7 protein-coding genes are annotated in these 11,711 nt (G+C 58.1%); 1 reads left to right on the forward strand and 6 read right to left on the reverse strand.

The annotated features are described in order from the left end of the window. The first annotated feature begins 275 nt into the window (after positions 1-275). Positions 276-716 (forward strand): RrF2 family transcriptional regulator, encoded by a 441-nt coding sequence (locus C1722_RS11060; RefSeq protein ID WP_180995162.1) that lies wholly within the window; start codon positions 276-278, stop codon positions 714-716. Positions 717-737: 21 nt separating this feature from the next. On the opposite strand, the gene C1722_RS11065 is transcribed toward C1722_RS11060, so the two are convergent. From C1722_RS11065 to C1722_RS11090, 6 genes are all read right to left on the reverse strand, one after another. Next, positions 738-4,712, reverse strand: coding sequence for a cell wall-binding repeat-containing protein (locus tag C1722_RS11065; RefSeq protein WP_180995163.1), 3,975 nt, complete (start codon positions 4,710-4,712; stop codon positions 738-740). A gap of 406 nt (positions 4,713-5,118) precedes the next feature. After that, complete coding sequence (locus C1722_RS11070; RefSeq protein ID WP_102379286.1) at positions 5,119-6,771, reverse strand: ABC1 kinase family protein; 1,653 nt, start codon at positions 6,769-6,771, stop codon at positions 5,119-5,121. A 258-nt stretch (positions 6,772-7,029) separates the two neighbouring features. Further along, positions 7,030-7,308, reverse strand: a complete 279-nt coding sequence (locus tag C1722_RS11075; RefSeq protein ID WP_102379287.1) for a molybdopterin-binding protein — start codon at positions 7,306-7,308, stop codon at positions 7,030-7,032. A gap of 9 nt (positions 7,309-7,317) precedes the next feature. Then, positions 7,318-8,130 (reverse strand): molybdopterin-dependent oxidoreductase, encoded by an 813-nt coding sequence (locus C1722_RS11080; protein ID WP_102379288.1) that lies wholly within the window; start codon positions 8,128-8,130, stop codon positions 7,318-7,320. 11 nt (positions 8,131-8,141) lie between these two features. After that, positions 8,142-9,800, reverse strand: a complete 1,659-nt coding sequence (locus C1722_RS11085) for a molybdopterin-dependent oxidoreductase (protein WP_102379289.1) — start codon at positions 9,798-9,800, stop codon at positions 8,142-8,144. A gap of 134 nt (positions 9,801-9,934) precedes the next feature. After that, positions 9,935-11,536 (reverse strand): Fic family protein, encoded by a 1,602-nt coding sequence (locus C1722_RS11090; RefSeq protein ID WP_102379290.1) that lies wholly within the window; start codon positions 11,534-11,536, stop codon positions 9,935-9,937. Positions 11,537-11,711 lie beyond the last annotated feature (175 nt).

Raw genomic sequence — 11,711 nt, forward strand, 5'->3', positions numbered from 1 at the left:
CCCAACTGCGTGATCGTCGATGTCGGCAAGCACAGCAGAATATGCACCATCGCCCACCATAGAAAGTTCCAGCGGTAAACCCGAGCGGCAAATCGGTTTTCTCATCAAGTAATTTATATATATGCTTGGAAGTTTTATTTGCACCTCGTAACAATTGGCGCTTTTCGGCTCCTTTCGTGTTGTAATGGCAGTATTCACGCAATGCAAAGGCGACCTTGAACCGCAATGCGTACGACCGAATGCGCAGTACGGCAGCGCACAGGCAGGAGGAGCGGATGAAAAACAACGCCACAACTGATTACGCCATGAGAATGGTGCTCTACATAGCCACCAAAGGGGGGCTGCGCCCCTCGAGAGAGGTATCAAAGGAGATGGGCATACCGCAGAACCTCCTCGTCCAGTTGGGAACGCAGCTCCGGGAAGCGTCGATCCTCAAGGCGAAGCTCGGAAAGCACGGTGGCTACATGCTCGCAAAGGACGCCTCCGAACTGACCGTGTACGATATCGTCTGCGCGATCGAAAAGAGGCCCCAGCCCCCCGACGTATCGGGGATCGCCGAAGAGCGGATAGCCCAATCGATGCTGGACCTCTATCAAACAACCATGGAGCAGGTCGTATCGCTGCTTTCGAGCGTTACGATCGAGCAGGTTGCGCTCGCGGCGACGGCCCCGCAAACACCGGGACCCCCACCTGAGCAGGGGTCCCGAAACAACTAAGCCTCCGAAGGCGCTTCGCTTTTAGGCGAGCGCCTTTTTGATGGCATCGAAGAGCTGCTCCGACACGCTCTTCTCGTCGCCAATGACGTAGGCTTTCTCGATATCAGCCTTATTCGGCTCAAGCACTTTTTCGATCTGCAAATTCATCGCTTCACCCTCGTTGATGAGCAAGAGCGGGGAGGCGTTTTTGCCGCCGAGCGACGAAGCCACGAGTGCATCGGTGAACTTATCGTCCCATCCAATGGTGAGAACAGGGTTCTTGCACACGAGACCGTTTTCGAGAGCCCATTCCGCCGTGAGCTGCGATGTTTCGTAGCGATCGGCACCGTCGAAGCGAACGGTTTTCGCTACTCCCTCAAGCGCTTTCTCGGCTGCAGCGGAGACGGAGTTTTCCGAACCCATGACGAGCACGGTTTCGAATCCTCCGGCTTTTATGGCCTCAAGCGTCTCGGACGTAAGGCCGCCATCGGCGGTTGCAAGGAAGATGGGCGCACCCTTCGCATAGGCGATAGGCGACGCCGAAAGCGCGTCGGATGGCTTGGTGCCAAGAGCCACGATGGCCACATCGCCCCATGCGTCGCCCCCGGCCTTGTAGATCTTAAGAGCCGTGTCAAACCGGTCAGTACCGCCAATGCGAGTTGCACCGTTCGCCACAAGTCCGCTTACCTCATCGAAAGCTTTTTTCGATACGGCGTTCTCGTCGCCGAGCACGATGGCGCTCTTGGCACCGAGGCGCTCGATCTCGGCCTTCGTGACATCAGTGAGGTAAGCGCTGTTGGTAAGAAGCACCTGAGCATCCTTCAGACCCGCAAGACCGGCTGCCGCAAGCGCATCGGGGAAATCGTCCCCACGCGCAATGATAACGGTCTCGCAGGAACCGTCCTCGGGGAACGCCTCCTTCGACACAAGCGCCATGGTCTTGTATCGGTCATCGCCACCGAGACGGGTTGCAACCGCAGGCACGTCGGGCGTGGCCTTTTGAGTCCATTTCGCGTAGAGGGTCATATCGCCCGTAACGCGATCGGAGGCAAAACTCCATGCGGTTGCGAAAGTCTCATCGGTATACCAACCACCGAAATCATAACCATCGCGCGTGGGAGCTTCGGGTTCAATAACAAGATCGCCCTTGGCGATTTCGGCTTTTTCGACAGCAGATCCGCCCTTGGAATCGAAGGTCACCGTAACCTGCGAATCGGCAAGTGCGACCGCATAGGTGGAGAACTTATCGCCGTGGAACGTCACAACGCCCGTAGCATAATCAACGGAGACATCCTCTTCGGCAAGAAGCTCCGCCTTGCCGTCATGGTAGCGGGCGACCTTGACGTCTTTACCGACCAGCTCGTCGAACTTGATCTTGAACGGAATCGGCGCAGCGGTCTCGGCAACCGCAGCTTCGACCGAATCATTGCCGGAACCATCTGCGCTCTTCTTCTCGACGACAACCTTTACGCCGAGGTCGAAGAAGGAGACGGCGCTATTGTCGCCGACAACCGCCTTGATCTCATCTGCGCCGGCGGCCGACGTCTCGTCGACGGGCATCGACGAGACGACCATGGTCGCAGATACGGCGCTTCCGTCTTGCTTCGCCTGAGCGACGAGCTCGTTGATGGCAGTACCCTTATCGGTACCGACCTTGTTGCCGCCGATGACGCCTTCTTGCGCTGGGTCGTCATCGCCACTCAGGGCATCTCCGAGAGATCCCGCAATCGTTCCGAGGGATTCCTCGTCGGACACGCCGGGCTTATCGGCGGGAATGTTGTCTTCGGAAACGATCGGGGCCTGAACCTCGACGTTGCCTCCCTCGTCCACGATTTTCTTCTGGACCTGGTACACGCCATCGGCGATCTTCGAGCATGCGAGGCCTTCGGCAACGTAAGCGGATACGTCGCTCGAGTAGGTGCCGCCCGCAATCGAGATGTTCTCGGCTGCTTCAGCCCAATCCGATGATTGCCCCTTAGACCACGTGTAGGCAAGAACGGCATCGTTGTGGGTCGAGGAGAATTCTCCACCGCTTATCGTGATAGAGGGTGCTCCACCAGGGTAGCTGCGGTTGACAAGGGAAATAGCCGCACCGTCGCTGACAAGGCCGTCACCCGTTTTGCCGGGGCGCTCATCCTCGCCGACGCCTTTGACTACGCCGCCGTTGAAATCGAAGCTCGTGTTAACGGTGCCCTCGCCAGAGCAGAATTGGATGCCCGTCGTGCCCTCGAGCGTACCGCCGTTCAGAACCAGAGTTCCTGCTTGCGGATGATAGACCGCCGCCGAAGCGGTGCTCGTAAGATCACCGCCGTTGATTACGATATCGGTTCCATGATACGTTCCGTTACCGGCGATGGCGTAACCCATGGTGTCGATGGAAACGCCTTCGGCAACCGTCAGCGAAACCCTGTTGGCAACGGCAGAAGCGTTCGCTGTCGTTCCGATGAGGGAAACGCCAACCGCTCCGTACGTCGTATTCTCGCTCGACGAATTTTCAAGATTCTCAATCTTCGTACCCGCGCCGAGAGAAATCGCCTTCGCCGCACTATCGTCTTTGCCGCCGACGTAAACGATGTAGTTATAGTTTGCATCGGTGTCGGGGTTGTACGCCTGAATGGCAACGTCTTCCGTCGCAAGGTTGGCCGACCCGGAGACGTGAACCGTCTTCCAGCCAGCAGTTTGGTTCCCGTTGCTGCGAGCATCGAGAACGGTACCGTTTTTGAGCACGTTATCGCCAGAGCCCGCAAACAGCAAGCCATCGACCGTTTTGGCATCATCGCCAACGAGCGTAAGCGTTTTCGCCCCAAGGTCAACCGTCACATTGTCCGCGAAAGAGACCGGTTCGCTTTCGGTATCGGCCAAAAGCTCGATGACGTCGCCGGCAACCGCATGCTCGGCAGCCTCCTTCAGGCTCGCATACTCGACATCGCCAATCTTGGCAACAACGGGTGCGGGAGTCTCGCCCACAACGTACGCGCCGTCAACGAGCGTACAGGAGAAGCCCTCTTCGCAGAAGTCATCCACGTTAGCCGAAAAAGACCCCCCGGTGATTGCGATCGCCCCAATGGCCGAGCTACCGCCCATCTGGGAGATTACAGCCTTGCCAGACGCAGCCGTGAAGATGCCCCCGGAGATAGTCAACTGGCCTTTATTGATTTCGCCCGGGTTCATGCCGTTGAGAATGACGCCATGGCTGCTTTCGGTAGCCGCGAACGAGCCTCCCGAGACTTTTGCGACGTTCCAGTTGAGAAGCACCGCCTGGCTCACATTCTCGAACGTACCACCCGTGATCTCAAGAACACCGCAATCGTCGTTCTTGATGGTATTAAGCCCACCAGCAAACGTACCGCCAGTAATGGTCAAGGAAGGTATGCTCTCGGAATCCTTCTTCTCAGTCGAAGCGTTCTGGTAGCCGTTTTCAACCATGCTGGAATAATGTCCGTTTTGGGAAATCTCGACGCCATCGTTAATAGTCAGCGCACCATGGTTGCGGACAACGTAAAACGAGTTTCCACCCGCGTCAGTTGAGCTCTGCCCGTTCTCCATGCTTCGCGTATAGATGCCGCCGTTAAGAACCGCGGTAGCTCCTTCGACGTTTTCGAGAGCAGCCTTCGCGTGAGACACATTGTCGACGGTACCTGACCCCTTAACAGTCAGCTTACCGCTATTGGTGATGGTGTGCTTGCCGTCAACATTTGTCAACTTGTGGGCACCAAGATCGATCGTCACATCCTTGTTGACAGCAATCGTCACACTTTCGGTCGCATCAGCCATAAGAACAATTTCTGCGCCCGATGCCGCATCGTCGATTGCGGCCTGCAGCGTAGCGTACTCCTTGTCGCCGATCTTTGCGACGTTCGTTGCCGCCCCCGGGCCACCGTCCCCCTCTTCCTCAGCCCATGCAACCTGAGGGATCATCAACGTAGTCGCCAAAACGAACGTCAAGATGACAGAAAGCAGTTTTCTCGATCTCGCCTCCTTTGCAACGTTCGAGGCTTGCTTGGATACAGTATCCATCTTTGCTCCTTTCCGGGATTCATAGCCCGCAGCCACCACCCGTATATGGCAAGCGGCCGGAAGAATATTCCGGCCGCTTTGCGCCACAACGGGATGACCACACATGCGCATGGCTCCCCGCAATATCTGAAACCACCCGCGGAGCAGTTTCGTGCTTTTTGTCTTCTATATAACCCGATCGGTTATGTCTGCAATGATACCCCCCCCCGAAAGATGTCAAGGTTTTCTCGGTGAATTGAGCTCGTTTTACCTGATAGGGAATACATTCCTAAAATAGAATCGCATACGTCAGGGTATAAACAGCGCGGCCCTGTCGACCGCAAGCGAAGCGTCGGGAAAGCCTCTGGGAAGCAGTACGGAAGACGGCGGCGCACGAGGCTCCGCCCGGCATTGCCTTAGCTATCTCCTACCTGATCTTCTCGTCGTTCACCTGTCGATGACGGATCGAAACGGCACGCACGATCACGTACACGCCGAGCACGAACGCGCCCAGGTAGCCGAGGGCTCCGAGCAGCGGCACACCGAAGATCTGGGGCTGCATGGGCGTCGTGCACACGATGCTCGAACCCACGAACAGGCCAGCCGATATCAGCGAGAGGGCAAGAAGGCTTGCCACCTGGTAGATTGCACCTTTGATATCCCGCGGCAGATCCATGTCCATAGAAACCTTCAGCTGACCGCGATCGAGCATATCGAGCGTATGCGATAGCTGTGTCGGCAGCGTGGTCATAGCCTCAGCCGACTCCGCCGTGTTCAAAAGCAGATCCTGGGCTTTCCCCTCAATGTAGGACAGCGTCTTCATCTGCTTTTTCACGTGAACCGATACGATGTCGACGATGTTGATCGACGGTGCTATTTCGGTAAGCACGCCCTCAAGCGTCAAGAACCCGCGCGCGAGCATCGTAAACGAAGGCGGAAGCGTCAGGTTCTGCGTCCTCAGGATCTCGATCACGTCGACGAACGCCGTACCGATGTTGATATCGGACAGATCGGTCGACGCATACGAGGCAAGCATGGTGCTCATCTGCTCGAGCAACATGCTGTGATCGACAGGCCCGTCGGCTTTCGCCAAGCTCAGAAGCGCATCCTTGAGCGCGTACGGATCGCCTGTTGCCACCCCGCGAAAGACCTTGCTGACGATGGCGCGCTCGTTCGCCGTAAGCGAACCGGTCATGCCGAGGTCGATCCATACGATCCCGCCGTCGTTGATGACGATGTTGCCCGGATGGGGGTCGGCATGGAAAAACCCGTCGTCGACCACTTGCGTCACGTAGCTTTGAGCCAGGCGCTCGCCGATCGCCGCCAGGTCTTTCCCCTGAGCTTCGAGGGCGCTCTTGTCATCGAGAAGCGTTCCCGAAACGAACTCCATCACGAGCATGGAATCGGAGCTGTATTCGGGAAAAGGAAGTGGGCTCGTCACCCCTCGCTGGTCTTCGATTTCCTCATGGAACCGCTTCAGGTTCTCCAGCTCGATGGAGAAGTCGACCTCCTCGGCGGTCGTCCGTTCCAGCTCGGAAACCAGATCGTCAGCCGTGAGCACGAGCCCGTCCGGAGCGATATTCGAGAATTCCGCCAAGGCGAGCAGGTGCTTCATGAGCGTAATATCCTCGGCCATCTGCTGTGCGATGCCCGGCCTGCGCACCTTGACGGCGACGACCGTGCCGTCGTGGGTGGTCGCCTTGTGAACCTGCGCGATCGATGCCGATCCGAGCGGCTCTTTCGCAATCGACGAGAACGCCGCCTGCCAGGGCGCATCGAGAGAGGCCTCGATGCGCTCGATCACGGTGTCGAACGGCATCGGGGGCACATCGGCACGCAGCTTTTCGAAGGCGTCGCAGTACCCCTTCGGAAGCAGGTCGCTGCGATTCGAGGCGATCTGGCCGATCTTCACGTACGTCGGCCCGAGATCCTCAAGAATGGCCACGGCTTTTTCGGGAGTCAACCCCGACATGGCGTGATGCTTCAGCAGAATCTGCCGAATCTCCTTCATGCGTTTGCCCGACGTTTTGTCCTTTACCGTTATCTCGGCAACGCGTAGGAACTCCTTGAATGTGGCCATGACGCACCTTTCGCTCGTTTCTCGAAATGGTAGCATGTGCCAAACCCGCCCATGAGATTCGTTTCCGACAGTTTGATTTGGGACCGGAACGACACGCTCGCCTGCGATGCACCGCACCGACCGGCTCGCTCAGAACGAGTGATCGGCTGGGCAGGCGCTTCGCGCAAGGAGGACCCCTTCCATAGAAGGGGTCCTCGCAAACCGCAGCGAAACCGAACAGCGGCAACGAAGGCACCGGAGCCTGCATTGCCGCCCGTCCTACGCAGCGGTGAATTCCGCCACATCCGCAAGGGGGCTCTCATCCCCATCGCTGTTCACCGAGCGAACAAGCAAGCGATAGAACCCGGGCTTTTCGGGCGTATACGCAAACGTCCAATGAACCCATAGCTCCGAAGCAGACTCGGAAACATCATAGGAAGTCCAGTGCTCGCCGTTGTCGAGCGAAAACTGCACCGCCACGATCTGTTTGCCGTAATCCTCGGCGTATCCGGAAAACGTCACCGGCTTCCCTACTTCGACCTGCATGGGGGCGATCATATCGGCTCCTTATTCCTGGATTCCCGCAAGCACGCCCGCGTTGGGACTGTTGGGGTGCTCGTCGTTGACTCCGGGAGCCTCAGGTGCGACCTCCTCGGTCGACACCACCACCTCGACGACGTCACGCACGAAATAGTTCGCGGGCGTTTTCATCATCCAGAGCTGGTTGTTACCGCCAACCGAAGCGGAAAGGTCCTCGTCGTTGATCTCGTAGCTGAGCACCGCATGCCGCCCGATCACGTAGGCGAGCGGCAGCGTCATCTCGGTGCCGTCGGCGGAGACGAACGTCAGCGCGTTGGCACCCGGCTCGGCGCCTGCGCGCGAAAGCAGGGCGTCGATCGGGATGCCCTTCACGTCGGCCGTGATGATGGCGCGGCCGCCTGCGGGGTTGCCTCCGCACGTGCACGTCATCACCTTGTTGACCGATTCCTCGTTGGCGAGATCGCCCACGGTAGCCGTGAACGCGTTTTGCACGTCGCCGGAAACCGACAGCTGCCAGCCGAGCGGATTGTCGGCCGCGATGCTCGTCGAAGCGCCGCATATCGCCTGCGTCGCCTTCTGGAAGAAGGCCTTGATCACCGCGTTGGGAGTGATGGTGGTCTGGTCGAAGGCGAATTCGCCCGCAACCTCGGCCTCGGTAACCTGCGCGCTCCCGACCGTTGCGCTGTTCGCCTGAACCTCGGTACCGCCCAGCGGCTCCGCCGCGCCCTGCGCCGCATCGTCGGCCATAGCAACGGCCGGGGTGGCGACCATGGATACGACCATGGTGATTCCCGCGACGGCAGAGAGAGTGGTACGACCGTATTGCGTCGTTTTCTTCATAGTGGTTCCCCCTACTCTACCGTAAACATGAACTGGGTGTTGTACTGGCAGACCCGATCCGCGCCTTCGGGCGTGATGGAGGTGGTGCGGATGTCGAGCAGGTAAGCGCCAGCCGCAGGCGGCGTGAAGTCCATGCGCCAATACGTCCAATTGTCGGCGTTGTTGTCGGGCGTGTCGAGCACGGTCCACGTGGCACCGTGATCGAAGGAGTACTCGATCTTCTTGATCGGCTCGTCCCATGCGTCGGCGAATCCTTCGAGATGCACGGTCTTGGCCTCATCGCCTGAAAGCACGACGCCGGTGGGATAGTTCAGGATGCCGGAGTTGGGCTTGGAGTAGATCTCGCCGGTCTTATCGTCGGTGAACTGGCCGATGTAGAGCTGGTTGTCGAGATCTTCCTCGGCCTTCGTCATGAAGGTCAAGTTGGAAATGCGCTTCGTGAAATTGCCGCCCGAAGTCTTGTTCACCCAGATCATGCATGGATAGCCCTGCGTGTTGGGCAGCATCTCGCCGTCCATCTTGGTCACGATAATCGCGTCGTTTTCGAGCAGCCAGTCGATACTCATCTGGGCGTAGTCGTAGCCGTCCGATCCGATGGGGCTCACCGTGTTGGCTCCGGCCTTCGGCTTCGCGTAGTCGATGATGGCCGACAGCGGAATGCCCTCCACTTCGCTCTGCATGATGGTTGCCTGACCGACGCCGTTGATGGTGCAATCCATCTTCATGACCTGCTTCACGGTACCGAACTGCTCGACCATTTCGGGAAGCGTCATCTCGGCAGGGTTCTCGCAATCGCCGTCGATGGAGATGACCCAGTTGTCGAAGATCGACTGGTCGACCTTCGAATCGTCGGTAAGCCACTCGCTCGGCTCGTCCTTGACCGTCTTGAAGATGCGGTTCTCGGCCGGGGTGATGGTGGTCTGGTCGTAGGTGATGTCGGCCTCGAGATCATCGGCGGTCACATCGGTGATGCCCTTGTACAGGTTGTACTTCACTTCGTCCCACCGGTCGAAGTTGCCGGTATCGGGGTTGATGTAGTGGCACGACTGGCAATCGCCGTTGTCGTCGGCGAACATCTGGCTGCCGAAGTGGGTCGTGTGGATGATGTCGGCCAGCTTGATGCCCGAATAGGAATCGGAGTGGCACGCGATGCAGTTCTGATAGCTCTGCTCCGTCGGATAGCCGAAGAAGATCAGGCGATGGTACGTCGGCAGGCTCATGAGAGCGTTCTCCAGCGTATGGCACGACGTGCATCCGCGGGCGTCCGCGTTCAAGTACGTGTTGTTCCAGCTCACAGGATCCGAAGGAACCGGCTGCACCGTAAACCCGTTGCGATCGGTGTAGCGACGCGGTGCTTCGGCCTTTGCGTTCGCCTCGTTCTTCTCGGCATTCTTGTAGAAATCGGGAAGCGAAGCCACTCCGTCTACGAAGCGGCCTTCCGTGGGAAAACCGCTGTACGCGGCAAGCTCGTCCACGGCGGAATCGTCGGCTTTGGCGCCTGAGGCGCTCTCTGCTTTGGTGTCGGTAGACTTCGGCTCGTCGGTCGACGCCTGGGGACTGCATCCCCAAACTGCAGCCGCGGCGACCAACGCAACCGACAGCAGAACGATAATTGCTTTCGCTTTGCTACGCGAGCGCACGTCCGGCCGCTCTTGTTCGTTGTCTTTCATTGATCCTCCTTTTGTGTGAAAAGCGAAACCCCCGATCCTCCTTTCTCTTTCGTTGTTCCTTCCTCTATCGCCTCGATGTTCTCTCGCGGCGCCCGACGCTACCCCAACCGTCGTACGCCGCGGCGAAACCGCCGCTAGCCGTTCAAGCTGCTGCGCCTTCGCGGTCCATCGCAGTCGGCAATGGGAGCACGGCGAAAGTCGTAGTGCTCGATGTAGGTTTTATCCAACAGCGACTTCTCGTAAAAACCTATGTCTTTGTTGTATTCGCAAGCAGCCGCATCGGCACTCTTGAACTCGTCGCGCAAGCGCCCGTCTTCGTCGTAGTACCGATGGAACGCCTGCGAGCAATGCTGCTTCAGATACGCGAGAAACGTCTGGCCGAAGCTATCGGATGCAACGAAGAAATGTCGGATTCCGTCGTCGTGTTGCCTGAGAAAGCCCATATCGAGAAGGCGTGCGAAATCGCTGCGGGCACAGGGGTAAGAGACGTCGTAGCGCTGCTCGTGAATCGCGTACGTGAACTCGGCGTTGCTGTGCAGCGAGGCCTCGAGCAGCACCTCCTTTTGCCTGAAGTTCATGGTCTCATCGGAATCGATGATAATGCGAAACCGCTCGCGCCGACGCCCCATGCCATCGAGCTTGGTGATGGTCCAACCTTGCTCATCGACGATCGCCTCCACCGCACGCTCGAAGAACCGCGTCCAGTCGCTGCACCCGTCGCACTCGACGGAAAGCTCTTCCGGTTCGCGGGAAAGCCCTCGCACTCCCGCAGAATGCTCGTCGCGTGCGTACAGCAGTTTGATAACGGGAACGTGGGCGGAAAAGTGGTAACCCGCACGGTGCAGGATGAGAAAGTACATCAAGTAAGCGAGCACATTATTGCCTGCGGGAAACAGACGGAAGGTCTTGAAATAATGCAACGCGATGAGCGCATTGATCAGAGCATGGTTGCCGCAATCGACGTTGCCGCAAAATTCGCCCGCAACATGGCCCTGGGTCTTGTACTCGGCGTTGTCGTACGATCCGTTTTCAACCATAGCTCGTTCGTTCTCACTCGGCCAAAGGTGCGCACAGAACGCCTTGAGCGCTCTTTTGCGCAGCTCCTCAACGGTGTTGGCTTCGTGGCCCTCCGCTTCGCGCACCTCCTTGATGGAGATGCCTTCGACGAGCTTCGCATACAGCGATTCGATAAACGAAGCGGTTATCCGCTTTTCACGATATTCCTCGACGCTCAAAAGGACTTTCCCTGCATTCGAAACGAGGAGCTCGATGCCGTTGGCAGGCTCGCACGCGTGAACGCAGACCCGCTTCATTTGCTCCACATCGTGCGAAACGTTTTCCAGGCAAACCGCTGAAACGACTTCGCTTGCAGCGAGGTTAAGCTCGTAGTGCCCGCCCTCGGGGTCGGTGAGGATGCTCGTGTAATGAACCGCAAGGCCTTCGTTCACCTGAAATTTCTCCAGAAGCTTACCAAGCCTCCACGTCAGGGAATACCAGTTGTCCGAAGAGCACGGGGCTCCGCTGCCGCCCTCGCCAATAACCGCATCGAACGGAACCGGCAGATAATGGCCCTGGGATCTGCGCAGCTTGTTAGCTACGAACCAGTAAATGGAAGCGTCTTCGACCGTCTCCCCTAAAGCGCAAGACAGGGATTCGAGCGTTTGCGCCTGCTCGGAAGACAACGATAGAGCACGCTCCAACAGCGAATAGTCACCTGGCATGGCCTTGCTTTCCATGAATCCCTCTTCCCTTGCATACCCCTGAAATGTTCGCAGATGCGGTTAACTTCCTTCAAGGGTTTGGAGAATGACTAGAAAGTATTTACTACCCGCACCATGCGAGTTCGGCACGCAAAATCGCCCGGCAGCACAAGCCGCCGGGCGATCGTTTTACAGGAAGCGCCGCGCATGA

It is taken from the genome of Raoultibacter timonensis, from assembly GCF_900240215.1.
Classification (GTDB): Bacteria; Actinomycetota; Coriobacteriia; order Coriobacteriales; family Eggerthellaceae; genus Raoultibacter; species Raoultibacter timonensis.

Coding starts and splice junctions, on each gene's coding strand:
- C1722_RS11065 (WP_180995163.1), bottom strand. CDS start 4,712: ATGGATACTGTATCCAAGCAAGCCTCGAACGTTGCAAAGGAGGCGAGA.
- C1722_RS11070 (WP_102379286.1), bottom strand. CDS start 6,771: ATGGCCACATTCAAGGAGTTCCTACGCGTTGCCGAGATAACGGTAAAG.
- C1722_RS11090 (WP_102379290.1), bottom strand. CDS start 11,536: ATGGAAAGCAAGGCCATGCCAGGTGACTATTCGCTGTTGGAGCGTGCT.
- C1722_RS11085 (WP_102379289.1), bottom strand. CDS start 9,800: ATGAAAGACAACGAACAAGAGCGGCCGGACGTGCGCTCGCGTAGCAAA.
- C1722_RS11060 (WP_180995162.1), top strand. CDS start 276: ATGAAAAACAACGCCACAACTGATTACGCCATGAGAATGGTGCTCTAC.
- C1722_RS11080 (WP_102379288.1), bottom strand. CDS start 8,130: ATGAAGAAAACGACGCAATACGGTCGTACCACTCTCTCTGCCGTCGCG.
- C1722_RS11075 (WP_102379287.1), bottom strand. CDS start 7,308: ATGATCGCCCCCATGCAGGTCGAAGTAGGGAAGCCGGTGACGTTTTCC.